This is a genomic window from Streptomyces diversicolor, from assembly GCF_057537855.1.
The window spans coordinates 48,256-73,236 of record NZ_BAAJXA010000008.1 but is presented as its reverse complement, the minus strand read 5'-3'; the positions used below and the strand labels follow the sequence as shown (position 1 = coordinate 73,236).

Here is a 24,981-nt window from a genome sequence, read left to right as displayed (position 1 = left end):
CTGTTCGCCATGACACCGAACACTGTTGAGAAGACACCCGTCACGCTGCTGGGCCTCGGCGCGATGGGCACCGCGCTGGCCCGTGCCTGGCTCGTCGCCGGGCACCCGCTCACCGTCTGGAACCGCACCCCGGCCCGCGCGGCGGCGCTCGCCGCCGAGGGCGCGACGGTCGCGGACAGCGCCGCCGCGGCCGTCGCGGCGAACTCCCTGGTCGTGGTCTGTCTGCTGGACGACGCCTCGGTCGGCGAGGCGCTGGCCGGCACCGACCTGACCGGCCGGGACCTGGTCAACCTCACCACCGGCACCCCCGCGCAGGCCCGCGCCCGCGCCGCATGGGCCGGCGAGCGCGGCGCCCGTTACCTGGACGGCGGGATCATGGCCGTCCCTCCGATGGTCGGCGTCCCCGAGGCCGGCGGCTACGTCTTCTACAGCGGCTCCCGGGAACTGTTCGAGCGGCACCGGCAGACGCTGGGCATCCCCGTCGGCACCACGTACGTCGGCCAGGACGCGGGCTTCGCGGCCCTGCACGACGTCGCCCTGCTCAGTGCCATGTACGGGATGTTCGCCGGGGCCGCGCACGCCTTCGCCCTGATCCGCAAGGAGGACATCGACCCCACGTCGCTCGCGCCGCTGCTCGCCGACTGGCTCGTCGCGATGGCGCCGGCCGTTCACCGGACCGCGGAGCAACTGCGCAGCGGCGACTACACCGAGGGCGTCGTCTCCCGTCTCGCGATGCAGGTGGCGGGCACGCCCACCTTTCTGAGCACCGCCGAGCAGCAGGGTGTCAGCCCGGAACTGCTCAGCCCCTACTTCGCGTTGATGCGCCGGCGGCTGGCCGAGGGCGGCGGCGACGAGGATCTGACGGGCGTGGTCGACCTGCTGGTCCGCTGACCGGCCGGCTGGTCCCCTGATCGGCCTGCCGTGTCCCGGCCCTTGCCGTCCCCGCGCGGGCCGGGTCAGTCGGGCAGGCCCAGGTCCTCGCGCATGATGCGGCGCATGGCGGTGAGCCGGGGCTCCGCGGCCTTCAGGTCCAGGAGTGCCTGTTCGGCGCTTTCCCCTGCGCGCGTCAGGCCGCGATCGATGCGCTTGGCGGTGGCGTCGGCCGCGGCCAGCACGACGTTCACCTCGCGGGACGCCCTGAGCACCGTCTCGGGGACGATCATCTGGGCCTCGGCGTAGCGGTCGCGGTAGTCGCGGCGGGCCTCCTCGACCTGGACGCGGTCGTCGTCGGTGTAGACCCCGTCCCGCAGCCGGTGCAGGGCGTCCTTCAGCATGGTGTGGAAGTGACGGGAGGCCCGGTTCATCGCCGTGTAGGCGGAGCGCCGCTCCTCGAAGCGCCGTCTGTTCTCCTCGGTCTGACGCTCCTCGGCCCGTTGCCGCTTGGCCGCCCAGGTCGTGACCAGAGGCGCGAAGAGCGTGCCGAGGACCCCGACGACGGCAGTGACCATGGCGGCTATGGCGGCACCCATACGGCGACCCTAGCCGCAACGCGCCGCGCACCGTCCGGTGGTGTGCGGCGGCGGGTGTGCGGGATGGGTTCGGTGGACCCGGGCGTGCGGTGGCGTGTGGGAGCGGGGTACGTGAGGCGGGTCTGGCGTAGCCGGGCGTGTGGTGGTGTGCGGGAGTGGGGTTCGTGGGGTTGGTGTGGCATAGCCGGGCATCTGGTGGCGTGTGGGAGCGGGGCCATGGGGCGGGCGTGGGGGAGCCGATCGTCTGGCGGTGTGCGGGAGCGGGGTTCGTGGGGCGGCCCCAGCCGCAACGCGCGCGCACCGTCCGGTGGTGTGCGGCGGCGGGTGTGCGGACGCGCGGCGGCGGGAGCCACGGGGCCGGCTTGGCGGGCCCGGGCGGCCGTGCGGTGTGCGGCAGTTGAGACTGGGGGCATGGAATTCTTCTGCTACCACCGTGACCGTCCTGGCTCCATGGCGCTGCGCACGGAACTCGGGGAGGCGCACTGGTCCTACATGGACCGGTACGCCGACCAGCTGATCGCCCGCGGTCCGACCTTCGCCGCCGACGGCGACACCCCCACCGGCAGTGTGCACATCGTCGACCTGCCCGGTCCCGCCGCCGCCCGGGCGTTCGCCTTCGACGAGCCCAACTACCAGGCCGGCGTATACCGGGACGTACTGCTGCGCCGGTGGCGCAATCTGCTGGGGCGCACGATGTGGGAGTTCCCTGGTGGCCGCGACGGAGGCAACCGGTATCTGGTGCTCGGCCTCGGTTCGGGCCCGGGCGTCGACCTCACCGTGCCGAGCGGCACCGACGGCACTGACGGGCTGATCGCGTACGGACCGCTGCTGTCCGACGACGGTGGTGCCTGGCTGGGTACGGCGGCGCTGGTGCGTGCGCCGGACCGCGATGCGGCCCGCGCCGTCCTGACCTCGGACGGGTACGCCGGAATCGAGGTCCACGACTGGGAGTTCGGCGGACGCCGATAGAAAACCGGGACGCTCCCCGGCCGAGACAGGGGCCAGCCGGCGGGCGACGGCGACGGCGACGGTGGCGACGCCGGTGGCACGGCGGCGGTGGCGACCGGTCCGGTCCCAGAGAACCCCTGGCCGGTGGTCGCGGGGCCGGGAGCCGGTCGGCGGGCCCCGGCGGGGCGACGAGGCGAGGGCTGTTGTTCCGCCCGGCCGAAGCCATGAGAACAGAGAACAGACGCCAGCGGCCGGACAGACCAACACAGACCAACGGGGAGACAGCCCAGCAGGACGTCAGTCAGTGGGAGAGCCACGACCACCGGAACATGCCTAGCAGTATCAATGTCAGTGGGTGGGTCTAGTGTCGGGGGTGATGGCACAGGCGTGGAAGTGCGCGGGGCTGCGGTGGGCCGTGGACGGCCCCGTGCTGGCGTGGGACGGGGGGCGTAAGAGCGCGCTGCCCCAGGGGAAACGGGTGGCCTTCGGGGTCCTGGAGGGAGGTGTGCGGACATGTGTGGGAGCGCGCGGGCATCCTTGCCCGGTGCGGGCGGCCGTGCCGGGGCGGAGCACGGGGGCGCGGTGCGAGGAGTGCGCGCGGCTGGAGCGGGCGCACTCCGTGGCCGCCGACACCGTCGTGGACGACCCCCGGCCGTACCACGTATATCTGGCGTGGTTCGGCCCGGGCCTGGTCAAGGTCGGGATCACCGCCGAAGAACGGGGCTCGGCGCGCCTCCTCGAACAGGGCGCCGTCTGCTTCAGCTGGCTCGCCCGCGGCCCGCTGATGGCCGCGCGGCGCTCCGAAGAGCTGCTCCGGGCCGCGCTGCGGGTGCCTGACCGGATCCCGTACGGCCTCAAAAGGGCGGTGCGCTCGGCGCTGCCCGGCACGCCGGCCGAGCGCGCGGCCGAGATCGAGTCGCTGCACGCGCGCGCCGTGGCGCTCGACGCCTGGCCCGAGGCGCTGGACAGGGAGCCGTTCCGGCCCGTCGACCATGCCGGGGTGTTCGGGCTGACGGCGGGTCTCGCGGCCGCGTACGGGGAGGTCGGTGAGCTGGTCGCGGGCGGGGGTGTGAGCGGTGCGCTGGTCGCCGTGGCCGGGCCCGATCTGCATCTCGCCACCGAGCGCGGGACGGTCGTCCTGGACACCCGGCTGATGACCGGATGGGAACTGGTTCCGGCCCTGCCCGGGACCGGAGGGGCAGGCGGGGGCGGCGGGGTCGGCGGGGTGACGGTGCCCGTACGGAGGTTCAGGGAGGAGGCGGGAGTTCAGGACGAGCTTTTCTGAGCGGTTCCCACGGCGGGCGTGGACAGCCCGGGTGCCGTCGGCGATCGTGGGGAACATGAACGATCACCGCTGGGGAGCGCGCGCGTGACGGGTACGGAGGCGGCGTCCGCCGTCGAGGCCGCCGAGGTCAGACGGTTCTGGGGGCGGCTCGGGCTGCCGGGCCTTGTGGACGTGCACACGCACTTCATGCCCGAGCGGGTGCTGCACAAGGTCTGGGCGTACTTCGACGGGCTCGGCCCGCTCACCGGCGGCCTCGCATGGCCGATCACCTACCGCACCGAGGAGGACGAACGGACCGCGCTGCTGCGGGAGTTCGGCGTACGGGCCTTCACGGCGATGCTGTATCCGCACAAGCCAGGCATGGCCCGCTGGCTCAACGGCTGGGCCGCGGACTTCGCCGGCCGCACACCGGACTGCCTGCACACCGCGACCCTCTTCCCCGAGGAGGACGCCCCGGACTATGTCCGCCGGGCGCTCGACGAGGGCGCCCGGGTCTTCAAGGCGCATGTGCAGGTGGGGGCGTACGACCCGGCCGACCGACTCCTCGATCCCGTCTGGGGGTTGCTCGCCGAGGCCGGGGTCCCGGTGGTGATCCACTGCGGTTCGGGGCCCGCGCCCGGCAAGCACACCGGTCCCGAGCCGATCGCGCGGGTGCTGGCCCGGCATCCGCGGCTGCCGCTGGTCGTCGCGCACCTGGGCATGCCCGAGTACGAGGACTTCCTCGCGCTGGCCGAGCGGTACCCGCGGGTGCGGCTCGACACGACGATGGCGTTCACGGACTTCAGCGAGGGCCACGCGCCCTTCCCGCGGCGCGCCCTGCCCCGCCTGGCCGACCTCGGCGACCGCGTCCTGCTCGGCTCCGACTTCCCCAACATCCCCTACCCGTACGTCCATCAGCTGCGCGCCCTGGAACGGCTCGGCCTGGGCGACGCGTGGCTGCGGGCGGTGTGCCACGACAACGGGGCGCGGCTGTTCCGCCTGTGAGCCGGACTGCCTTCAGGTTGTGAGCCAGACCGCCTCCCGGCTGTGAGCCGGGCTGCCTCCCGGTTGTGAGCCGGACCGGCTCCCGGTTGTGAGCCGGACCGCCTCCCGGCTCTGAGCCGGACCGCCTTCCGACCGTGAGCCGGGCCGTCGGCGCCGGGGTGGGGCGGGCCGTTCCCAGGAGTTCCCTGAGCGGCGCCTGTGGGTTTCTCAGGGAAATCACAGACACCTGAAAGGGCGCTCTCAGAGCGCCTGGCAAGGGTGTCCACCATGACCACGACCTCGCCCCAGGGGCGCACCGAACTGCTGAGGCCGGACGGGAGCCCCGTCCGCGTGCTTGTGGTGGACGACGAGCTGTCGATCACCGAACTGCTGAGCATGGCTCTGCGATACGAGGGCTGGCAGATCCGCAGTGCGGGTGACGGGCAGGGCGCCGTGCAGAGCGCCCGTGAGTTCCGGCCCGACGCCGTCGTCCTGGACATGATGCTGCCCGACATGGACGGGCTGACCGTGCTGGGCCGGCTGCGCCGCGAGCTGCCGGACGTACCGGTCCTGTTCCTGACCGCGAAGGACGCGGTGGAGGACCGGATCGCCGGACTCACCGCGGGCGGCGACGACTATGTCACCAAGCCGTTCAGCCTGGAGGAGGTCGTCGCCCGGCTGCGCGGCCTGATCCGGCGGTCCGGCGCCGCCGACCGGCGCTCCGACTCCGTCCTGGTCGTCGGTGACCTCACCCTCGACGAGGACAGTCACGAGGTCGCGCGGGCCGGCGAGAACATCCACCTCACCGCGACCGAGTTCGAGCTGCTGCGCTTCCTCATGCGCAATCCGCGCCGTGTGCTGAGCAAGGCGCAGATCCTCGACCGCGTGTGGTCCTACGACTTCGGCGGCCAGGCCAACGTGGTCGAGCTGTACATCTCCTATCTGCGCCGGAAGATCGACGCCGGGCGGGAGCCGATGATCCACACCCGGCGCGGCGCCGGTTATCTGATCAAGCCAGCCGCGTCGTGAGCGGGCGCCGGCGGCCGCGTACGCAGCGACGTGGGGGTCCCCCCGCTCAAGCGAAGCCGAGAGTGGGGAGAGGGCAGCCGCGCACCCTGCGGACGCGGCTCGTCGTCGCATCCGTCGTGCTGATCGCCGTCGTCTGCGCGGTGATCGGCACCGTGACCACCCTGGCGCTGCGTTCGCACCTGTACCAGCAGCTCGACGGCCAGCTCGCCGAGGTCGGGGCGCGCGCCTCCGGCCTGTTCGCCCCGCCCGTCCAGGGCAAGAGCGTCCCCCTCCCGGACGACTACCAGCAGGGCAAGGCGCTCGACCTGTCCGACTTCGTCACCCGGGGCCCGCAGCCGCAGTACACGATCGCGGCCCAGGTCGAGAACGGCGCCGTCACCGAGGGCAAGGTCGGCCACAAGTCCGACCACACCCTGGACATGAGCCCCAAGGCGCTGACCGGGGCCCAGCTCGCGGCCCTCGGCGCCGTCACCCGGGACGGCGGCATGCACACCGTGGACATCCCCGGCCTCGGCAGCTACCGCGCCCAGTACGTCACCGGCCCCAAGGGGAGCTACTACGTCGCCGTACCGACCAAGGACACCGACGACAACATCAACACCCTGATCCTCGTCGAGGTCAGCGTCACCGCCGCCGGTCTGGTCGCCGCCGGGATCGCCGGCCATGTCCTGGTCGGCGTCGCCACCCGCCCGCTGCGCAAGGTCGCCGCCACCGCCACCCGGGTGTCAGAACTGCCCCTGCACACCGGCGAGGTGAACCTCAGCGAGCGGGTCCCGGAGTCCGAGTGCGACCCGCACACCGAGGTCGGCCGGGTCGGCGTCGCGCTCAACCGGATGCTCGACCATGTGCACGGCGCCCTGCACGCCCGCCAGCAGAGCGAGACGCGGGTGCGGCAGTTCGTCGCGGACGCCAGCCATGAACTGCGCACACCGCTGGCCTCCATCCGCGGCTACGCCGAACTGACCCGGCGCGGGCGGGAACAGGTCGGCCCCGACACCCGGCACGCGCTTCGCCGCATCGAGTCCGAGGCGGGCCGGATGACGCTGCTCGTGGAGGATCTGCTGCTGCTCGCGCGGCTCGACGCGGGCCGGCCCCTGCAGTTCGAACAGACCGACCTCGTCCCGCTCGTCGTGGACACCGTCAGCGACGCCCGCGCGGCCGGCCGGGACCACATCTGGCGGCTCGACCTGCCCGACGAACCGGCCCTCGTGACGGCGGACGCGGCCCGGCTGCAACAGGTCCTGGTCAATCTGCTGGGCAACGCCCGCACCCACACCCCGCCCGGTACGACGGTCACGGCCCGCGTGCAGCGGCGCGGACCGTGGCTGTGCGTGGACGTCGAGGACGACGGCCAGGGCATCCCGGCGAAGGTGCTGCCGCATGTGTTCGAACGGTTCGCGCGGGGCGACTCCGCGCGGTCGAGAGCCACCGGGTCGACCGGTCTGGGCCTGGCCATCGTGCAGGCCGTCGCGACCGCGCACGGCGGTGCCGTCACCGTGGACAGCGTTCCCGGGCGCACGGTGTTCACCGTCCACCTGCCCGCACCGCACCCCGCGCCGTCCCGGACGGCCGCCGAAACGCGGCGGTCATCGCACTCACAGGCGCAGCACAGTGCCGGCACATGGGCGGAACAGCGCGCCTGACGACAGTCGGGGACATGCGAACCGACACTTCTCCCGGCACCCTGCCGGCGCGGGAGCACCTCCCGGCCGGCGACGCCGGTACGCCTGTCCTGGACGTAGTGATCCCCGTCTACAACGAGGAGAAGGACCTCGGGCCCTGTGTGCGCAGACTCCACGAGCACCTGACGCGCACCTTCCCGTACGCGTTCCGCATCACGATCGCGGACAACGCGTCCACCGACACCACGCCCGAGGTGGCGGCCCGCCTCGCGGCCCGGATCCCCGAGGTCGTCGACGTCCGCCTTGAGCAGAAGGGCCGCGGGCGTGCCCTGCGGGCGGTGTGGTCCGCCTCGGACGCCCCGGTCCTCGCCTATATGGACGTCGACCTGTCCACCGACCTCAACGCGCTGCTGCCGCTGGTGGCCCCGCTGATCTCGGGCCACTCCGACCTCGCGATCGGTTCCCGGCTCAGCCGCTCGTCGCGGGTGGTGCGGGGCGCCAAACGGGAGTTCATCAGCCGCTCCTACAACCTGATCCTGCGGGGCTCGCTGCAGGCCCGCTTCTCCGACGCGCAGTGCGGCTTCAAGGCGATCCGGCGTGAGGTCGCCCAGGTGCTGCTGCCGCTGGTGGAGGACACCGGCTGGTTCTTCGACACCGAGATGCTGGTGCTCGCCGAGCGGGCCGGGCTGCGCATCCACGAGGTGCCGGTCGACTGGGTCGACGACCCGGACTCGACGGTGCACATCGTGCGGACGGCGACGGATGACCTCAGGGGCGTGTGGCGGGTGGGCAAGGCACTGGCCACCGGTTCGCTGCCGCTGGACCGGCTCACCCGGCCGTTCGGCGACGACCCGCGCGACCGGGAGATCGGCGACGTACCGAGGGGGCTGGCCCGGCAGCTCGTCGGGTTCTGCGTGGTCGGCGGTCTGTCGACGCTCTTCTACCTGCTTCTCTACAGCGTCTTCCGGCAGTTCGCCGGCTCCCAGGTGGCCAACGCGCTGGCCCTGCTGGTCTCGGCCGTCGCCAACACGGCGGCCAACCGGCGGCTGACCTTCGGGGTGCGGGGGCGCGGCGGCGCGGTGCGGCACCAGGCGCAGGGCCTGGTGGTCTTCGGCATCGGCCTCGCCCTGACCAGCGGGTCGCTCGCCGCCCTCGACGCGGCCACCACGGCCTCCGGGCACTCCACGGAACTGGCGGTGCTGATCGCCGCCAACCTCGCGGCGACGATACTGCGCTTCCTCCTGTTCCGCGCCTGGGTGTTCCCCGACCACCCCACCCCCGACGCCGCGTTCCCCGGCGGTCCCGTATCCGCTTTCGCCGACGGTCCCGCCTCCGAGTCCGGCCACGGGCCCGGCTCCGGGTTCGGCGGTGGGTCTGGTCGCGAGCGTGGCCCGGAGTGCAGCGGTGGGTCTGGCTGTGGGTCTGGTTCCGGGGTCGGTGACGGCTCCAGCTCTGGGCTCGGTCGAGGGGCCGGCTGGGAGTCCGGCTCCGGTGTCGGCGAGGAGCCCGGCCGCGAGTCCGGCTTCGAGTTCGGGCATGTGTCTGGTGGTGGGCCGGGCAACGAACCGGGCTCCGAGCCTGGCCGTGGGTCCGGCTCCGAACCCGACCTCGAATCCCGCTCCGAGGTTGGCCGCGACCTCGGTCCCGAGCGCGGCTTCGAGACCAATTCCGGGCCTGGCTCCGGGGTTGGGCGTGGGGCCGGCTGCGGAGGCGGCGGTGGGGCGGTGGTCGTGGTGGGCCGGCACTCGGTTCGGCCGGGCTCTGTCGACCCGGGCCAGTCCTCCGCCTACCCGGTCCGCCCGGGCTCTCCCGATCGGTCCCCCTCCGACGCCGCCCACCTTCCCCCGGGGCCCCGCCAGCCCCGGCCGAGCGGCCCGCTGCCGCGACGCCCCGCGCCGCGCCCGCGACAAGCACAGCAACCGCAGCAGCCCCAGCACCCGCAGCAGACGCCAGTCCGGCAAGAGGACCAGAACGCGCGAGAGGCCCAGGGTCAGCAACAGACCCCGCAGCCGCAGTCGGCGCAAGTCCAAGAGCAGGGCGAGAACTTGAGGGAGGCCCAGGGCCACCAGCAGGCCCCGCAGCCGCAGCAGGCGCAAGTCCGGCAGCAGGGCGAGAACTTGCGGGAGGCCCAGGCCCACCAGCAGGCCCCGCAGCCGCAGCAGGCGCAAGACATGAACCAAGCCCAGCGTGCGCAGCAACCGGCGCAGCGAGCACAGCAGACGCGGCGCGCCCGAGAAGCACAGCAAGGCGAGCAACCGCCCTACCACAGCACCCAGTTCCGCGTCGGTGACGGCGTGGGCGGCAACTGGAGGGACGTCACTGGGCGACGGCGCCCGGTGGGCCCTCATGACACCGACCCGGGGGATGCCCGATGACCACCCACTACGACCAGCCGACCGACCGGACCGGACCGGGCTCATGGGGCCCGCCCCCCGCCGCGCCACCGCCGCAGGGCCCGGCCCAGGACCCCGGGTCGGGCCAACCCAAGCAGCCCCTCGCCCGCAGGGTGTGGCGCGGACGTCCGGGGGACCCGCGCTGGGCGCGCCCGGCCCTCCTCGGCCTGCTGCTCGCCACCGCGCTGCTGTACCTGTACAACCTGAGTGCGTCCGGCTACGCCAACTCCTTCTACTCGGCGGCCGTCCAGGCGGGCAGCAGATCCTGGAAGGCGTTCTTCTTCGGTTCGCTGGACGCGGGCAACGCCATCACCGTCGACAAGCCCTCGGCGTTCCTGTGGCCGATGGAGCTGTCGGTGCGGATCTTCGGCCTGAACTCTTGGGCGATCCTCACCCCGCAGGTGCTGATGGGCGTCGGCACCGTCGCCGTCGTGTACGCCGCGGTGCGGCGCCGGTCCGGCCCGGTGCCCGGTCTGATCGCGGGCGCCGTGCTCGCGCTCACCCCGGTCGCGGCGCTGATGTTCCGGTTCAACAACCCGGACGCGATGCTGGCCCTGCTGACGGCGCTGGCCTGCTACTTCGTGATGCGTGCCGTGGAGGACGGGCGGACTTGGTGGCTGGTGTGGGCGGGCGTCGCGATCGGCTTCGCCTTCCTCGCCAAGACCTTGCAGGCATTCGTGATCCTGCCGCCGTTGGCGGTCGTCTATGCGGTCTGCGCCCCGGTGCGGCTACGCCGGCGGTTCGGCCAACTGGCCCTCGCCACGGCGGCGATGGTCGTCGCGGGCGGCTGGTGGGTGGCGGTCGTGGAGTTGTGGCCCGCCTCGTCCCGCCCGTACATCGGCGGCTCGCAGAACAACTCCTTCCTTGAGCTGACCTTCGGCTACAACGGCCTGGGGCGGCTGAACGGCGAGGAGACGGGCAGCGTCGGCGGCGGTGCCGGCCCGGGCGGCACCGGTCAATGGGGCCAGACCGGCTGGGACCGGATGTTCAACGCGGAGATCGGCGGCCAGGTCTCGTGGCTGATCCCGGCCGCGCTGATCCTGCTGGTGGCCGGCCTGTGGGCGACCCGGCGGGCCCGGCGTGCCTCGGTGACCCGGGCCGGATTCCTGGTCTGGGGCGGCTCGCTGCTGATGACCATGACCGTCTTCAGTTACATGGCGGGCATCTTCCACCAGTACTACACGGTCGCCCTCGCCCCCTACCTCGCGGCCGTGATCGGCATGGGCGCCGGTCTGCTGTGGGAGCGGCGGGCCGAGACCTGGGCGTCGATCGCCCTCGCGGCCTCCGTGGTGGCGTCCGCCGCCTGGGGGTACGTCCTGCTCGACCGCACCCCGGACTATCTGCCCTGGCTGCGCTGGCTGGTCCTGATCGGCGGCCTGGCCGCCGCGCTCGGCCTGGTCTTCGCGGGCCGGATGCCGCGCCGGGCGGCTCTCGGGGCGGCGGCCGTGGGACTCGTCGCCGCGCTGGCCGGGCCGACCGCGTACACCCTGAGCACGGTCGGCTCGGCGCACACCGGCTCCATTCCGACGGCCGGTCCGGCGGGCGCGAGCGCGATGGGCTTCGGCGGCGGCCGTCCCGGCGGCGGGATGCGGGGCGGCTTCGGCGGCGGCATGCCGGGCCAGAACCAGCAGAACGGCAACGGCGGCACCCAGAACGGCAACGGGGGCACCCAGAACGGCAACGGCTTCCCCGGCGGCGGCACCGGCGGCTTCCCCGGCGGCGGCCTGCCCGGTCAGAACCAGCAGAACGGCAACGGCTTCCCGGGCGCCGGCGAGGGCGGCTTCCCGGGCGGCGGTATGGGCGGCGGCGTAGGCGGTCTGCTCGACGGTGCCACGGTCGGCTCCGAGGCCAAGAAGCTGCTGGAGGCGGACGCCGGGTCGTACACCTGGGTCGCCGCGTCCATCGGCTCCCAGAACGCCGCGAGCTACCAACTGGCCACCGGTGAACCGGTGATGGCGATCGGCGGCTTCAACGGCACCGACCCGTCCCCGACGCTGGCGCAGTTCAAGCAGTACGTGGCGGACGGGAAGGTCCACTACTTCATCGCCGGCGGCGGCATGGGCGGCGGTATGGGCGGCAGCGGCAGCGGCACCGCCTCGCAGATCACCTCGTGGGTCGAGAGCAACTTCAAGAAGGTGACGGCCGGTTCGGCCACCTTCTACGACCTCACGCAGCGGTCGAGCGGCGCCTGAGAGGCGACTGGACGGAGCGGGGTGCCGGCCGGGACCGCGGCCGGCACCCCGCCCCCTCTTCTGTTGTACGTCGTATAGGAACTGCTTTACGGTGTACGGCATGTCGGTCTCATCGGCCCATCCCCAGCGCTGGCTGATCCTCGGCGTCATCTGTCTCGCCCAGCTCACCGTGCTGCTGGACAACACCGTCCTGAACGTGGCCATCCCCTCGCTCACCCGTGAACTGGGGGCCAGCACCTCCGACGTCCAGTGGATGATCAACGCGTATTCGCTGGTGCAGTCCGGACTGCTGCTCACCGCGGGCAGCGCCGCCGACCGCTACGGCCGCAAGAAGATGCTGCTCGCGGGAGTGGCCCTGTTCGGCGCGGGCTCGCTGCTGGCCGGACTCGCCGGTACCACCGGTCAGTTGATCGCCGCGCGGGCGGGCATGGGCGTGGGCGGCGCGCTGCTGCTGACCACCACCCTGGCGGTGGCGATGCAGATCTTCGCGCCCGAGGAACAGCCCAAGGCGATCGGCATCTGGAGCGCGGTCAACGCGCTCGGCTTCGCCGGCGGCCCGCTGATCGGCGGGTTCATGCTCAACCACTTCTGGTGGGGCGCGATCTTCCTGGTCAATCTGCCGGTCGTGGCGCTGGCGCTGGTGGCGGTCGTGGCGCTGGTACCGGAGTCGAAGAACCCCCAGGGCGACCGGCCCGATCTGCTCGGCGCCGTGCTCTCCACCATCGGCATGGCCGGACTGGTCTTCGCGATCATCTCCGGTCCGGCGCACGGCTGGTCGTCGGCCCGGGTGCTGGTGAGCGCCCTCGTCGCGGTGGTCGTCCTCGCGTGCTTCGCCCGCTGGGAGAGCCGCGTCCCGTATCCCATGCTCGACCCGCACTTCTTCCGGGACCGCCGGTTCACGGGCGCGGTGAGCGGGGCGGTGCTGATCAGCTTCGGCCTGGGCGGGGCGCTGTTCCTGCTCACCCAGCATCTGCAGTTCGTCCTCGGCTACGGCCCCCTGGAGGCCGGTCTGCGCACGGCGCCGCTCGCCCTCGCGATCGTGGCGCTGAACTTCTCGGGGCTGTCGGCGAGGTGGTCGGCCAGGCTCGGCACGCCCGTCTCGATCGTGCTGGGTATGGCGCTGATGGCGGCGGGGCTGGTGTCCATCGCCCTGCCGGCCACCGGGGGTTACGCCAAAACCCTGCTCGGGCTGCTGCTGATCGGCGCCGGCTGCGCGATCGCCAACCCGGCCATGGCGCACGCCGTCATGAGTTCGATCCCGCCGGCCAAGGCGGGCGTCGGGGCCGGGATCAACGGGACGCTCGCGGAGTTCGGCAACGGGCTCGGGGTCGCGGTGCTCGGCGCGGTGCTCAGCTCCCGGGCCGCGGCCGACGGGCTGGCCTCGGGCCTGGAGGCGGGTCAACTCGTGGGCGCGGCAGCCTTGTTGGCCGGCGGGCTGGTGGCCGGTGGGCTGCTGCGGCGGGCACAGCACCCGCTCGCCTGACGGTCCGGGCCGCGCCCGGGGCCGCGGTCGAGGGATGATCGCGGGGGGTCGCCGAGGCCGTCGCGGGCCTAGCATCGTGATGAAGTGGTCGGAGATCCAGGAAGGTGCGTCGATGGCGGAGGCGGCCGGGCGAACGGCGCGTACCAGTGTCTGGCTGGAGGGGAAGACCCGCCGTGGCGGGCGCGGCGGCGGGCAGCCGTCCGGCCTGGACCGGGAGCGGATCACCGAGGCGACCGTGCGGCTGCTGGACGCGGAGGGGCTTGCCCGGTTCTCCATGCGGCGGCTGGCCGCCGAACTGAGCGTCACCGCGATGTCCGTGTACTGGTACGTCGACACCAAGGACGACCTGCTCGAACTCGCCCTGGACGCGGCCTTCGGCGAGCTGCGGCTGCCCGGGCCCGAGGAGGCGGGCGAGGACTGGCGGGGCCGACTGCGGGCGCTGGCCGGGGAGTACCGCGCGCTGCTGGTGCGGCATCCGTGGCTGTCCCCGCTGGTCGGCCGCTACCTCAACATCGGCCCGAACGCGCTCGGCTTCTCGGGCCGGGTGCAGCAGATCATGCGGCGCTCCGGGCTGCCCGCGCACGGCATCACGGGCGCCATCTCGGCCGTCTTCCAGTTCGTGTACGGCTTCGGCACGATCGAGGGTCACTTCGCGGCCCGGGTCGCGGCGACCGGTATGACCCCGGACGAGTACCACCGCACCGCCATGACCGCGGTGACCGCGGCCCCGCAGGCCGCCGAGGTCATCAAGGAGTCCTGGGACATCATGGAGGCCCGCGGCGGCGACACGGTCGAGGAGATGCTGGAACGGGACTTCACCTTCGCCCTGGACCTCCTGATCGCCGGCATCGAGCAGATGACCCGGAGAACCACCCCCGACCAGTAACCGCCCGACGAGGTGCCATGACCGGGGGCCGGGACCGCGATGTCCCGCGGATGCCCCGGCCACGGCTCCCACCGGACCCGGTGTGAGCCACCCCGCGCCCCTGATCTTGCCTGTGCGGGAGCGCTGTGGCTTGGCGCTTCCCCGCGCCCCCCAGGTCGGCCGTCCCTGATGCCTCTCGCAGAGGCGGCCGTTTCTGTCCGGTCAGGGTCGCCGGCCCAGCGGGGTCAGTCCTGGTCGACCAGGCGGGGTGGGAAGCCGCCGGTGGCCACCGGGCCCCAGCGGGTGGGGGTGATGCGGATGATCGACTTGCCCTGCTTCAGCATCGCCGCGCGGTACTCGTCCCAGTCCGGATGCTCACCGGCGATGTTCCGGTAGTACTCGACCAGCGGCTCCACGGAGTCCGGGCTGTCGATGACCTCCGCCGTCCCGTCGACCTGGACCCACGGCCCGTTCCAGTCGTCGCTGAGCACGATCAGGCCGACCCGCTCGTCCCGCTTGGCGTTACGGGTCTTGGCGCGCTCCGGGTAGGTGGAGACCACGATCCGGCCGGAGTCGTCGACCCCGCAGGTCAGCGGCGATGCCTGGGGGCCGCCGTCGGTCCGCCGGGTGAGCAGGACGGCCCGGTGCCGGGGCCGTACGAAGTCCAGCAGTTCATCGAGGGAGACGGTGGTGTTCGTCGCGATGTTCGGTGCCATGCGGGCAGCCTAGGGGCAGCGGCCCCCGTTCTGGCTGACCCTGCCGTTCCTATGCCTGTGGCAGCGTTTCGCCCTGCACCGCCTGGACGTCCAGCTCGACCTTCAGGGTGGTGCCGATGGCCGCGATGCCCGCCTGGACGACCTGGTTGTAGTTCATGGCGAAGTCCTCGCGGCGCAGTTCCGTCGTGGCGCGGAAAGCGGCCCGGGTGCCGCCCCACGGGTCGGCGCCGGTGCCGAGGTAGGCCAGGTCCAGATCGACCGGGCGTACGACACCGCGCATGGCCAGCTCGCCGTGGACCGTCCAGCGGTCCCGGCCGGCCTCCGACAGCCCCGTCGAACGGTAGGTGATCTCCGGGTACCGCTCGACGTCCAGGAAGTCCGCGGACCGCAGATGGGTGTCGCGCATGCCGTTGCCGGTGTCGATGGAGGACGCCCGGATCACCGCCTGGACACGGGACTTGCCCACGTCGTCGGGCGCGATCTCGATCGCGCCCGCGAAGTCGGTGAACCGGCCGCGCACGCTGGAGATGCCCAGGTGCTGGGCGACGGCGGCCACCGTGGAGTGCGCCGGGTCGATGGTCCACGGACCCGGCGGGGGCAGCTCGGTGCCGCCCTGCCGGGCCAGCGTCACCGTGCCGACCTCGGCCCGCCCGCTCGCGGTGACGATCGCGCTGGCCGCGGCGGGCGCGTACCCGACGGCCGTGACGATCACCGTGTACGCCCCGGGCGCGAGCGCGGTCGCATCCCGCACGGCGCCCTCCGCGTCGGCCTCGGCGCGCAGCACCTGCGTGCCCGTCATGTCGGTCACCGTGACGACCGCGTGCGACACGGCCCATCCGTCCCGGGTGTGGATCCTCGCGGTCAGTCCCATCCCGTTTTTCTCCCTGCGAAGCCATGGACCGAACATCCATGGCGGCCTCGAAAAGCCGTACAAATTGGTCGTAAAGTGTCCGGCCCGTGGCCGGGCGCGCCGCCGCTCGGAGCGCGCCCGCCACGGGCCGGGTGCCGGGCTACTCGCCGGGGTGGGCGAGTTCGATGTCGTGCCCGTCGGCCCCGGCGCCCTGCACCGTCAGGGCCGTCGCCACCGGCGGGTAGCCGGTCGCGATGACGGTGTAGTCGCCGGAGTTCAGGTCGGTGAAGGCGTACGCGCCGTCCGGTCCTGTGGTGGACGTGCCGACCACGTTGCCCGCCGCGTCCACGAGGGTCACCCGGGCGTCGGCCAGCGGGCCGTGCGGGGACCGGACGACACCCTGGAGCCGGGCGCCCGCCTCCAGGTCCACCTCGATCCGGGTGACCCCGGTGGTGCCGATCTCGACGGGCAGCGCCCGCGGCCGGAACCCGGCGGCGTTCACGGCGACGGTCACCGCGCCGGGCACCAGCTCCCCGAAGGCGAACTGGCCCTGTTCCCCGGAGGTTCCGGTGGCCAGCAGATCACCGCGCACATCGGTGACGATCACCATCGCGTCCTTGACCGGCAGCGCGCTGCCGGCCGCCCGGACCACACCGCTCAGCCCGCTGGTGCCGCTGAGCAGGACGTCGTAGGACACCGGGTCCTCGTGCACCACGATCGTGGACGCCTGCGGCTGGAAGCCGTCGGCGGCGGCGATCAGGACGTACGAGCCGGTGCCGGGCGCCTCCAGCGTGTAGGAGCCGTCGGCCTGGGTGACCGAGCGGCCCAACTGGCGGCCGGACAGGGAGATCAGAGTGACCGCGGCCTGCGGGACCGGGGCGCTCTCGGCGCCGCGGACGAAGCCGTGGACCGGGGTGCCGCCGGAGGAGGGCTGCTCCGGGGCGGGCACGGTGGCGACGGCCGTCAGCTGCCGTGTCGCGGCCGGTTCCGTGCCGTCCGTGCCGTCCGTGCTGTTGTCGGGGCCCGCCACGACCGGGGAGGCCCAGCTGGGCACCTTCTCCGCGGCCGGCACGGCGGTGGCCGCGGCGGCCGGGGTCTCGGCCGGTGCTTCGCTCTCGGCGGCGGCCTGCGCCAGCGCGCCCTTGGTCCGCAGCGGGACCTCCTTGATGAACAGCGTGATGAGGAAGGCGACCGCCGCCAGGCAGCCGGCGATCAGGAACACGTCGGCGATGCCGTGCCCGTAGGCGCTCTCCATGACCGTGCGCAGCGGCGCCGGCAGGGCGTTCATGTCCGGGATGGCGTCCGTGGAGCCCGAACCGGACAGCCCCTTGGCGTACTTCGGGTTCAGGTCGGCGAGGCCGTCCTTGACGTAGTCGGTGATCCGGTGGGACATCACCGCGCCGAGCGCGGAGACGCCGACCGCACCGCCGAGGGAACGGAAGAAGGTGACCGTGGAGCTGGCCGAACCGAGGTCGCTCGGCTCCACCTGGTTCTGCGTGCACAGCACCAGGTTCTGCATCATCATGCCGATGCCGAGGCCCAGCATGGCCATGAAGACGGCCATCTTCCAGTAGTCGGTGTCGTAGCGGATGGTGCCCAGCAGGCCGAGCCCGGCCGTCACCAGCACGCCGCCGCTGACCAGCCAGCCCTTCCAGCGGCCGGTGCGGGTGATGAACTGGCCGGAGACGGTGGAGGAGACGAACAGGCCGCCGATCATCGGGATGGTGAGGACACCCGACATCGTCGGGGACTTGTCGCGGGCCAGCTGGAAGTACTGGCTGAAGAAGACCGTGCCGCTGAACATCGCGATGCCGACGAACAGCGAGGCGAGCGACGCGAGGGTGATGGTGCGGTTGCGGAACAGCCGCAGCGGGATGATCGGCTCGCTCGCCCTGGTCTCGGTGATCACGAACAGCGCGCCGAGCACGAGGGAGCCGCCGACCATCGCGTACGTCTGCCATGACAGCCAGTCGTACTTGTCACCGGCGAAGGTCACCCAGAGCAGCAGCAGCGAGACCGCGGCGGAGATGAAGAACGCGCCGCCCCAGTCGACCTTCACGTCCCGCTTCACCACGGGCAGGTGCAGGGTGCGCTGGAGCACGATCAGCGCGATGACCGCGAAGGGCACGCCGACGTAGAAGCACCAGCGCCAGCCCAGCCACGAGGTGTCGGTGATGACGCCGCCGAGCAGCGGGCCGCCGACGGTGGCGACGGCGAAGGTGGCACCGAGGTAACCGGAGTAACGGCCGCGCTCGCGCGGGGAGATCATCGCCGCCATGACGATCTGCGCCAGGGCGGACAGACCGCCGACGCCGATGCCCTGCACCACGCGGCAGGCGATCAGCATGCCGGGGTTCTGCGAGAGACCGGCGACGACCGAGCCCAGGACGTAGATGACCAGGGCTATCTGGACGAGTGCCTTCTTGCTGTACAGGTCTGCGAGCTTGCCCCACAGGGGAGTGGTCGCGGTCATCGACAGCAGGGCGGCCGTGACCACCCAGGTGTAGGCGGACTGGCCGCCGCCGAGGTCGCCGATGATGCGCGGCAGGGCGTTGGAGACGATCGTGGACGACAGGATCGCCACGAACATGCCGAGCAGCAGCCCGGAGAGCGCTTCCATGATCTGCCGGTGCGTCATGGGAGCCTGGTCGGAGCCTCCCCCGTGCTTGGCGTGAGCCCGCACACCGGCTGGTGTGGTCGTTGCCATGGGCTTCCTTTTCTCTACGTGCTTCTACGTGCTTATCCGGGTGTACGGGTGGTCGTCGCTTCGAGTACGGGCGCGGGCGCGGGCTCGGGCACGGCGGCGGGCTGCGACGGGTGGGGCCGGGCGTGTACGGTCCGGCAGTCGCCGAAGCTGTCCCTGAGCCGGGTCATGAGCCGGATCAGCTGGGCGACCTCGTCGTCGGACCAGTCGCTGAGCCGTTCGGCCAGCAGTTCGGTGCTGCGTCGCGCCAGTTCGTCCGTCATGGATCTGCCCGCGGGAGTGAGGCGCAGGATGCGCGAGCGCTTGTCGGCGGGGTCCGGGGACCGCTCGATCCAGCCCCGTTCGGCGACGTGCGCGACATGCCGGCTGGTGACGGACATGTCCACGGCCAGCAGCTCGGCGAGCTTGCTCATGCGCATGTCGCCGTGGCGCCCGAGCAGGGTCAGTACGGCGGCGGAGCCGCCCGGGCAGTCGTGCGGGAGTATCCGCGCCAGGTCCCGTTTCACGGCTCCGACGGCACTGAGCTGACGCGCCAGCTCCTCGAACTGCGCCTGCTCAGCCATCACACCTCCCGTTTTCGTTGCTTGAGGCAACCGTAGGGGTGCTTGGTTGCTGAAGGCAAACAAATCGGGGGGTGCGCGGCTCAAAAACTTGGCAAAGGCAAGTATTGCGACCGTAAATACGCAGGTGGGGTCGTTCGCGGAGGTGGAAGGGGGTGGCGAGGGGGCCGGGGCCGGGGACGCACACACGTTCCGTACGGGTTCATCAGTGCCCCCACTTGGGCGGCACCGCCCGTCTTCGCTAGGGTCTCGGGCCATGGCTAACACCCAGGGCCCCCAGGGCAACCCCGACCCCGCAGGCAGCACCCAGATGTTCCGCGCGTTCGTCGACGAGGCCCCCCAGGGGACTCGGCAGCAGGCGTCCGGCTCGACCGGCCCCCGCATCGGCGTGATCCTAGGCGTGGTCGCGGTGGTGGCAATCGTCGCAGCAGTGGCCTGGCTGGCCCTGAAGTAGCCCACCTTTCCAGACCGCGCCCGGGGCAGCCCACCTAGGGGCGCGGGGAACTGCGCGCCCAGCCACGACGCTCGTGCACAGGCACAACCACCCGCACCCCCACGGCCCGCCAGGGCAAGGCCCGCCTTTCCAAGTCGCGTCAGGGCAGCCGACCCGGGGGCGCGGGGAACTGCGCGCCCAGCCACGACACTCGTGCACAGGCACAACCACCCGCACCCCCACGGCCCGCCGGTGGCAGGGCCCGCCTTTCCAAGCCGCGTCACGGGCAGCCCACCTGGGGGCGCGGGGAACTGCGCGCCAAGCCACGACACTCGTGCACAGGCACAACCACCCGCACCCCCACGGCCCGCCAGGGCAAGGCCCGCCTTTCCAAGTCGCGTCAGGGCAGCCCCCCTGGGGGCGCGGGGAACTGCGCGCCCAGCCACGACGCTCGGGGCGCAGGCGGAGCCACCCGCACCCCAACGGCGCCCATGGCCGTCACCCCGAGGCTCTGGCATCATAAAAGCGGAACCTCGCTCCGATAGGCGGCGTGGGCGGAAGGGAACGGTACGGTGAGCGACGGCGGCGAGAACGAAAGGCGTGCGCCCCGGTCCAAGCGGGCGGACGCCCAACGCAACGAGAAGACCCTGCTCGACGCCGCCGCCGAGATCTTCGTGGCGGCCGGCGTGGACGCACCGGTCCGGGACATCGCGGCCCGCGCAGGCGTAGGCGTGGGCACGATCTACCGCCACTTCCCCACCCGCGCGGACCTCATCATCGCCGTCTACCGGCACCAGGTCGAAGCCTGCGCCGAGGCCGGTCCGGCCCTGCTGGAGACCGGCCCCACCCCGCACGCCGCGCTGGCCCGTTGGATCGACCTCTTCGTCGACTTCCTGGTCACCAAGCACGGGCTGGCCGGCGTGCTGCAGTCAGACAACGCGGGCTTCGAGACGCTGCACACCTACTTCCTCGACCGTCTCGTGCCCGTGTGCACCCACCTGCTCGACGCCGCGTCCGCCGCCGGCGAGATCCGCTCCGACCTGACGGCCTACGAACTGATGCGCGGCGTCGGGAACCTCTGCATCGGCGCGGAGAGCGACCCCCGCTACGACGCCCGCCGACTCGTCGGACTCCTCATCGAGGGCCTGCGCCACCCGCGCTGACCGCCACCGGCGTCGACCGCCACCCGCGCTGACCGCCACCCCGCACCGGCCGACGGCCGGCTGGTCGCGTCACTTCCAGGTGACCGACACGTCCCGCGTCTCGATGTGCATCCCGAGCGGCACCCGCCAGGCGTCGACGCACACCGTCCACGTGTGCTCCTCGTCGGCGCCCGGGCGCATCGGTACCGGGAGGTCCCGCGTGGACTCGACCGTCGCCCAGTCGATGCCGAGCGCGCCGATGATGTGCGTGCCGAAGGTCACCGTTCCCGAACGGACCGCCGTGCCACCGGTGTTGTGGAAGGTGACCGTCACCTTCTCGCACCACCGCTGCTCCGTCGCCTCCCGCGAGAGGTCGTCCCAGCCGAGGGCGGCGGGGGCGGGAACGGGGGACGCCGGTGTCGCACCGCCGGCGGGCGGTGCCGACGCAGCCGGTGACCCGGCCGCCGTACCGGTCGACCCGGAGCCTGTGCTGGCGGCGGGTGTGGCGGGCGCGTCCGGCGCCGGCCCGTCGGCGCCCGTGGACCGGTTCCCGCCGTCGTGGGCGCCCGGTGCCCGGGGTCCGGGCGCGGGCCGTGAAGTCGGCGTGCGGGCGGGCGCGTTGCCGTCCGCTGCGGATGCCCCGTCGAGCGGCACCAGCGTCACCGGATCGCTCGGCCTCAGCCCCGTACCCGGCCGCGTCTGCGGGGAGGCGTCCGGCGCCCCGACGGCGACGTAACCGCCGCCCGCGCCTCCGCCTCCGCCTCCGCACGACGCCACCACACCGCCCAGGACGACGACGGCCGCCGACGCGGCCGCGACGGCGCCCCGGCGGCCATGAGCCAGGCCCGTCCAGGGCCTTGTGCCGGTCCCGGTCCCGGTGGCTGTTCCGGTCCCGGTGCCGGTTCCGGTCTCCGTGCCCGTCCCAGTTCCCAGCATCGCGCCAGTGTGACTGACGGTCCGTCAGGAGGGAAGGGACGGGCGGAAAGAGAGCGGGCGGGAACAGACCCTGGACTCAGTCCGAGATCAGGCCCTCGCGCAGCTGCGCCAGGGTCCGGGTCAGCAGGCGGGAGACATGCATCTGGGAGATGCCGACCTCCTCGCCGATCTGCGACTGCGTCATGTTCGCGAAGAAGCGGAGCATGATGATCCGGCGCTCCCGGGGCGGGAGTTTGGCCAGCAGCGGCTTCAGGGACTCGCGGTACTCGACGCCCTCAAGGGCGCTGTCCTCGTAGCCGAGGCGGTCGGCCAGGGAGCCCTCGCCGCCGTCGTCCTCGGGGGCCGGGGAGTCCAGCGACGAGGCCGTGTAGGCGTTGCCCACGGCCAGGCCGTCGACCACGTCCTCCTCCGACACCCCGAGGACCGCGGCGAGTTCGGTGACGGTCGGGGAGCGGTCCAGCTTCTGGGACAGCTCGTCGCTGGCCTTCGTGAGCGCCAGGCGCAGCTCCTGGAGCCGCCGCGGGACCCGCACGGACCACGAGGTGTCGCGGAAGAAGCGTTTGATCTCGCCCACGACCGTCGGCATGGCGAACGTCGGGAACTCGACGCCGCGTTCGCAGTCGAAGCGGTCGATGGCCTTGATCAGGCCGATGGTGCCGACCTGGACGATGTCCTCCATCGGCTCGTTGCGGGAGCGGAAGCGGGCCGCCGCGTACCGCACGAGCGGGAGGTTGAGTTCGATGAGGGTGTCCCGGACGTAGGCGCGTTCGGGGCTGTCCTCGTCGAGTGCGGCGAGCCGCAGGAACAGGGAGCGGGACAGGGTGCGGGTGTCGATGGCCCCCGAGTCGGCCGGTACGGCCGGGGCCGGCGCGGGCCCAAGGGCCGTGACGTCGTCGAGCACGTCGAGAGCGTCGAGTTCCTTGGTCGCTGCCTCGCTCTTCGTGGGCGTGAGCACCTTCGAGCTGCCCTGGTCTGCGGACATGCCACCCCCTTTGGGTCGCGGGACGGTCGCGGTGGCGTTCTCCTGCGAGAACGCAACCTTCACCTGAATACCGGAGCCGGAGCCACGGCAAACGCGCTTCCCGCAGAATGTCACATGTCGGCAACACGCTGTAGTGACATGTCGACATGAGAGATGTGAATCAGCCCAGGAAGGAGGGGGTCTGACGGGGCGTCGGCGGGCGGATGTCGGAATCCGCCCTGGTGGGCGATTCGCTCGGGACGGTGATCGATCGATCCCGTATTCGGTTGTGCGCCGGAGCGGTTCGGGCGCGGTTACGCGTCGATCCGGTTCGCCGAGCGCAACCGCTGGAAGCTGCGCGCCAGCAGCCGCGAGACGTGCATCTGGGAGACGCCGAGTTCCGCGCTGATCTGCGACTGGGTGAGGTTGCTGTAGTAGCGCAGCAAAAGGATTCTCTGCTCCCGTTCCGGGAGTTGGACCAGCAGGTGCCGGACCAGGTCGCGGTGCTCGACGCCGTCCAGGGCCGGGTCCTCGTAGCCGATCCGGTCCAGCAGGCCGGGCAGCCCGTCGCCCTCCTGCGCGGCCTCCAGGGAGGTGGCGTGGTACGAGCGTCCCGCCTCGATGCAGGACAGCACCTCCTCCTCGCTGATGCGCAGCCGCTCGGCGATCTCGGCGGTCGTGGGGGAGCGCCCGAAGGCGGTGGTCAGATCCTCGGTCGCGCTGTTGACCTGGACCCACAGCTCGTGCAGCCGGCGCGGTACGTGCACGGTGCGGACGTTGTCCCGGAAGTACCGCTTGATCTCGCCGACGACCGTCGGCATCGCGAAGGTCGGGAACTGCACGCCCCGGTCCGGGTCGAACCGGTCGATGGCGTTGATCAGGCCGATGGTGCCGACCTGGACCACGTCCTCCATCGGCTCGTTGCGGGAGCGGAAGCGGGCGGCCGCGTACCGTACGAGCGGGAGGTTGGCCTCGATGAGCGCCCCGCGCACCCGGTTGTGCTCCGGCGTGCCGGGCTGGAGATCCTTGAGCTGGGCGAAGAGGACCTGGGTGAGGGCCCGGGTGTCGGCACCGCGGCGCTTCTCGGGCACCGGGTTCGGGGCCGGAGCCGGGGCCCCGTCCTGGGGCGGCGCAGTACGGGCCGACAAGGTCAACGCCACCTCTTCTATAGGTCAACTCATCCAGCAAAAGCGGTCATAGCATCACAAGACATGTGCACTGTGTTCAAGCACCGCATAACCACGTGTTGAGTGATGAATTGGGGCATGGGACGCAAAAAATCCCCGCACCATTCCGGTGCGGGGCCGAGGTTTCGACCGTACGGCTCAGACCTCGTAGTCGGCGATCACCCAGGTGGCGAACTCCCGCCACAGTGCCACGCCCGCCTGGTGTGCCGGGTGCTCCAGGTAGCGCCTGAGCGCGTCGGTGTCGTCGACCGCCGCGTTGATGGCGAAGTCGTAGGCGATGGGGCGGTCCGAGATGTTCCAGCCGCACTCCCAGGACCGCAGCTCCTCGATCCGGTCGCCCAAAGAACGGAACGCCTCGACGCCCGCCACGACCCGCGGGTCGTCGCGTTCGACGCCCTCGTCGAGCCGGAACAGCACCAGATGCCGGATCACGGGCTTCCCCTCAGCTCTCTTCGCGGCTCTTTCCTCAGCTGTTTCCGCCGTTGGCGGCCCAGGTCATGAAGTCGCCGATGGCCTTGGCCGCGTCCGATATGCCCTCGAAGCCTATCTGGACGTAGTCCGCGGCTCTCTCCGGGTCCGTGATGATCACGTACAGCACGAAGACCACGAGCACGTACACGGCGATCTTCTTGGCGTTCACGGCCACCGCGCCTCCCCTGTCACTGTGTGCCCGTCGGGCCCCCTGCTGCCGGCGGCGAGTGTAACCTTCACGCGCCCCCCGGGAACCAACGGCCCACGAGCCGAAGACTTTCCCCCACCCGCACACCCCTCTTGCCCCGCCCACCGCCGCAGGCCGACGCGGACCCCGGCACGGCCCCACGGCACCCTACGAACCTGCCTCCGGATGACGGCCCACGCGATGAGAAGGAACGGCGGCGGCGATGAGAAGGGGCGGCGGCCGGGCCCCGATCGTCGTTCTCGCGACGCTGCTCACCACCGACCGCGGCCGGTACGAGGCCGTCGGCCGGACGGCGAGGACCGGCGGCGCCGACCGCGGCACGTCACCACCCCGACTCGGGCCACGCCCGGCGCCGCCGGGTGGGCCGCGTCCTCGCCGAGATCGCCACGGCCGCACTGTCCCTGTCCGCCCGACCGGCTGCTGCCCGCGCCCCCGGTCGGCGACCCGGCGAGCCCGGACGACACGACCTCGCAGCAGCCCGAGCGCACCCTCGGCCCGCCGCCCACGGCGACCGTCCCGGCGCCGCCCGGCTCACCCGACCTGTGCGCGAGCCCTCCACATGCG

The 24,981-nt window shown here is 72.3% G+C and carries 22 protein-coding genes; 12 read left to right on the top strand and 10 right to left on the bottom strand.

Annotated elements, in window-relative coordinates:
• Nucleotides 1–9: 9 nt before the first annotated feature.
• Nucleotides 10–891: an NAD(P)-dependent oxidoreductase gene (locus AC27LF_RS11445; protein ID WP_479656840.1), complete on the top strand. Its 882-nt coding sequence runs from the start codon at nucleotides 10–12 to the stop codon at nucleotides 889–891.
• A gap of 65 nt (nucleotides 892–956) precedes the next feature.
• Here the strand turns inward: AC27LF_RS11445 and AC27LF_RS11440 are convergent, their stop codons facing one another.
• Nucleotides 957–1,469: a hypothetical protein gene (locus AC27LF_RS11440; protein WP_479656839.1), complete on the bottom strand. Its 513-nt coding sequence runs from the start codon at nucleotides 1,467–1,469 to the stop codon at nucleotides 957–959.
• Between the two features lie 411 nt (nucleotides 1,470–1,880).
• On the opposite strand from AC27LF_RS11440, the gene AC27LF_RS11435 reads away from it, so the two are divergent.
• The 9 genes from AC27LF_RS11435 to AC27LF_RS11395 all read left to right on the top strand — a co-directional run bounded on the left by AC27LF_RS11435 (nucleotide 1,881) and on the right by AC27LF_RS11395 (nucleotide 14,270).
• Entirely contained in the window at nucleotides 1,881–2,438 is a 558-nt protein-coding gene (locus AC27LF_RS11435; protein ID WP_479656838.1) for a YciI family protein, read from the top strand.
• A 355-nt stretch (nucleotides 2,439–2,793) separates the two neighbouring features.
• The gene (locus AC27LF_RS11430; RefSeq protein WP_479656837.1) at nucleotides 2,794–3,702 is read left to right on the top strand and encodes a DUF2797 domain-containing protein; all 909 of its coding nucleotides are present in this window, start codon (nucleotides 2,794–2,796) and stop codon (nucleotides 3,700–3,702) included.
• Nucleotides 3,703–3,786: 84 nt separating this feature from the next.
• A complete protein-coding gene (locus tag AC27LF_RS11425; protein WP_479656836.1) occupies nucleotides 3,787–4,686 on the top strand; it encodes an amidohydrolase family protein in 900 nt (299 codons plus the stop codon).
• 267 nt (nucleotides 4,687–4,953) lie between these two features.
• A complete protein-coding gene (locus tag AC27LF_RS11420; protein WP_479656835.1) occupies nucleotides 4,954–5,694 on the top strand; it encodes a response regulator transcription factor in 741 nt (246 codons plus the stop codon).
• Nucleotides 5,691–7,337: a sensor histidine kinase gene (locus tag AC27LF_RS11415; RefSeq protein ID WP_479656834.1), complete on the top strand. Its 1,647-nt coding sequence runs from the start codon at nucleotides 5,691–5,693 to the stop codon at nucleotides 7,335–7,337. The genes AC27LF_RS11420 and AC27LF_RS11415 overlap by 4 nt, the downstream gene beginning before the upstream one ends.
• Nucleotides 7,338–7,351: 14 nt before the next feature.
• Complete coding sequence (locus tag AC27LF_RS11410) at nucleotides 7,352–9,691, top strand: bifunctional glycosyltransferase family 2/GtrA family protein (protein ID WP_479656833.1); 2,340 nt, start codon at nucleotides 7,352–7,354, stop codon at nucleotides 9,689–9,691.
• On the top strand, nucleotides 9,688–11,901 hold the full coding sequence (locus AC27LF_RS11405; protein ID WP_479656832.1) for an ArnT family glycosyltransferase: 2,214 nt from the start codon (nucleotides 9,688–9,690) through the stop codon (nucleotides 11,899–11,901). Before AC27LF_RS11410 ends, AC27LF_RS11405 begins: the two co-directional genes overlap by 4 nt.
• Before the next feature lie 100 nt (nucleotides 11,902–12,001).
• The gene (locus AC27LF_RS11400) at nucleotides 12,002–13,384 is read left to right on the top strand and encodes an MFS transporter (RefSeq protein WP_479656831.1); all 1,383 of its coding nucleotides are present in this window, start codon (nucleotides 12,002–12,004) and stop codon (nucleotides 13,382–13,384) included.
• Nucleotides 13,385–13,496: 112 nt separating this feature from the next.
• Nucleotides 13,497–14,270, top strand: coding sequence for a TetR/AcrR family transcriptional regulator (locus tag AC27LF_RS11395; RefSeq protein ID WP_479657005.1), 774 nt, complete (start codon nucleotides 13,497–13,499; stop codon nucleotides 14,268–14,270).
• Nucleotides 14,271–14,494: 224 nt separating this feature from the next.
• On the opposite strand, the gene AC27LF_RS11390 is transcribed toward AC27LF_RS11395, so the two are convergent.
• From AC27LF_RS11390 to AC27LF_RS11375, 4 genes are all read right to left on the bottom strand, one after another.
• A complete protein-coding gene (locus AC27LF_RS11390) occupies nucleotides 14,495–14,965 on the bottom strand; it encodes a PPOX class F420-dependent oxidoreductase (RefSeq protein WP_479656830.1) in 471 nt (156 codons plus the stop codon).
• A 49-nt stretch (nucleotides 14,966–15,014) separates the two neighbouring features.
• Nucleotides 15,015–15,836, bottom strand: a complete 822-nt coding sequence (locus tag AC27LF_RS11385; RefSeq protein ID WP_479656829.1) for a YceI family protein — start codon at nucleotides 15,834–15,836, stop codon at nucleotides 15,015–15,017.
• Nucleotides 15,837–15,975: 139 nt separating this feature from the next.
• Nucleotides 15,976–18,453 (bottom strand): MFS transporter, encoded by a 2,478-nt coding sequence (locus AC27LF_RS11380; protein ID WP_479657004.1) that lies wholly within the window; start codon nucleotides 18,451–18,453, stop codon nucleotides 15,976–15,978.
• A gap of 101 nt (nucleotides 18,454–18,554) precedes the next feature.
• The gene (locus AC27LF_RS11375; RefSeq protein WP_479656828.1) at nucleotides 18,555–19,082 is read right to left on the bottom strand and encodes a MarR family winged helix-turn-helix transcriptional regulator; all 528 of its coding nucleotides are present in this window, start codon (nucleotides 19,080–19,082) and stop codon (nucleotides 18,555–18,557) included.
• Between the two features lie 253 nt (nucleotides 19,083–19,335).
• Here AC27LF_RS11375 and AC27LF_RS11370 point away from each other — a divergent pair, with 253 nt between their 5' ends.
• On the top strand, nucleotides 19,336–19,533 hold the full coding sequence (locus AC27LF_RS11370) for a hypothetical protein (RefSeq protein ID WP_404023854.1): 198 nt from the start codon (nucleotides 19,336–19,338) through the stop codon (nucleotides 19,531–19,533).
• 551 nt (nucleotides 19,534–20,084) lie between these two features.
• Nucleotides 20,085–20,675: a TetR/AcrR family transcriptional regulator gene (locus AC27LF_RS11365; protein WP_479656827.1), complete on the top strand. Its 591-nt coding sequence runs from the start codon at nucleotides 20,085–20,087 to the stop codon at nucleotides 20,673–20,675.
• Between the two features lie 69 nt (nucleotides 20,676–20,744).
• Here the strand turns inward: AC27LF_RS11365 and AC27LF_RS11360 are convergent, their stop codons facing one another.
• The 5 genes from AC27LF_RS11360 to AC27LF_RS11340 all read right to left on the bottom strand — a co-directional run bounded on the left by AC27LF_RS11360 (nucleotide 20,745) and on the right by AC27LF_RS11340 (nucleotide 24,384).
• A complete protein-coding gene (locus AC27LF_RS11360; protein WP_479656826.1) occupies nucleotides 20,745–21,590 on the bottom strand; it encodes a hypothetical protein in 846 nt (281 codons plus the stop codon).
• Nucleotides 21,591–21,666: 76 nt separating this feature from the next.
• Nucleotides 21,667–22,572, bottom strand: coding sequence for an RNA polymerase sigma factor SigF (locus AC27LF_RS11355; protein ID WP_479656825.1), 906 nt, complete (start codon nucleotides 22,570–22,572; stop codon nucleotides 21,667–21,669).
• A gap of 293 nt (nucleotides 22,573–22,865) precedes the next feature.
• On the bottom strand, nucleotides 22,866–23,705 hold the full coding sequence (locus AC27LF_RS11350) for an RNA polymerase sigma factor SigF (protein ID WP_404023920.1): 840 nt from the start codon (nucleotides 23,703–23,705) through the stop codon (nucleotides 22,866–22,868).
• Nucleotides 23,706–23,876: 171 nt separating this feature from the next.
• Complete coding sequence (locus AC27LF_RS11345) at nucleotides 23,877–24,170, bottom strand: Dabb family protein (protein WP_479656824.1); 294 nt, start codon at nucleotides 24,168–24,170, stop codon at nucleotides 23,877–23,879.
• Nucleotides 24,171–24,204: 34 nt separating this feature from the next.
• On the bottom strand, nucleotides 24,205–24,384 hold the full coding sequence (locus AC27LF_RS11340; protein WP_404023860.1) for a hypothetical protein: 180 nt from the start codon (nucleotides 24,382–24,384) through the stop codon (nucleotides 24,205–24,207).
• Nucleotides 24,385–24,981: the final 597 nt, after the last annotated feature.

Excerpts from the sequence above, each read along its gene's own strand:
- AC27LF_RS11445 (WP_479656840.1), top strand. The coding sequence starts at position 10 with ATGACACCGAACACTGTTGAGAAGACACCCGTCACGCTGCTGGGCCTC.
- AC27LF_RS11440 (WP_479656839.1), bottom strand. The coding sequence starts at position 1,469 with ATGGGTGCCGCCATAGCCGCCATGGTCACTGCCGTCGTCGGGGTCCTC.
- AC27LF_RS11435 (WP_479656838.1), top strand. The coding sequence starts at position 1,881 with ATGGAATTCTTCTGCTACCACCGTGACCGTCCTGGCTCCATGGCGCTG.
- AC27LF_RS11430 (WP_479656837.1), top strand. The coding sequence starts at position 2,794 with ATGGCACAGGCGTGGAAGTGCGCGGGGCTGCGGTGGGCCGTGGACGGC.
- AC27LF_RS11420 (WP_479656835.1), top strand. The coding sequence starts at position 4,954 with ATGACCACGACCTCGCCCCAGGGGCGCACCGAACTGCTGAGGCCGGAC.
- AC27LF_RS11410 (WP_479656833.1), top strand. The coding sequence starts at position 7,352 with ATGCGAACCGACACTTCTCCCGGCACCCTGCCGGCGCGGGAGCACCTC.
- AC27LF_RS11405 (WP_479656832.1), top strand. The coding sequence starts at position 9,688 with ATGACCACCCACTACGACCAGCCGACCGACCGGACCGGACCGGGCTCA.
- AC27LF_RS11400 (WP_479656831.1), top strand. The coding sequence starts at position 12,002 with ATGTCGGTCTCATCGGCCCATCCCCAGCGCTGGCTGATCCTCGGCGTC.
- AC27LF_RS11395 (WP_479657005.1), top strand. The coding sequence starts at position 13,497 with ATGGCGGAGGCGGCCGGGCGAACGGCGCGTACCAGTGTCTGGCTGGAG.
- AC27LF_RS11390 (WP_479656830.1), bottom strand. The coding sequence starts at position 14,965 with ATGGCACCGAACATCGCGACGAACACCACCGTCTCCCTCGATGAACTG.
- AC27LF_RS11385 (WP_479656829.1), bottom strand. The coding sequence starts at position 15,836 with ATGGGACTGACCGCGAGGATCCACACCCGGGACGGATGGGCCGTGTCG.
- AC27LF_RS11380 (WP_479657004.1), bottom strand. The coding sequence starts at position 18,453 with ATGACGCACCGGCAGATCATGGAAGCGCTCTCCGGGCTGCTGCTCGGC.
- AC27LF_RS11375 (WP_479656828.1), bottom strand. The coding sequence starts at position 19,082 with ATGGCTGAGCAGGCGCAGTTCGAGGAGCTGGCGCGTCAGCTCAGTGCC.
- AC27LF_RS11370 (WP_404023854.1), top strand. The coding sequence starts at position 19,336 with ATGGCTAACACCCAGGGCCCCCAGGGCAACCCCGACCCCGCAGGCAGC.
- AC27LF_RS11360 (WP_479656826.1), bottom strand. The coding sequence starts at position 21,590 with ATGCTGGGAACTGGGACGGGCACGGAGACCGGAACCGGCACCGGGACC.
- AC27LF_RS11355 (WP_479656825.1), bottom strand. The coding sequence starts at position 22,572 with ATGTCCGCAGACCAGGGCAGCTCGAAGGTGCTCACGCCCACGAAGAGC.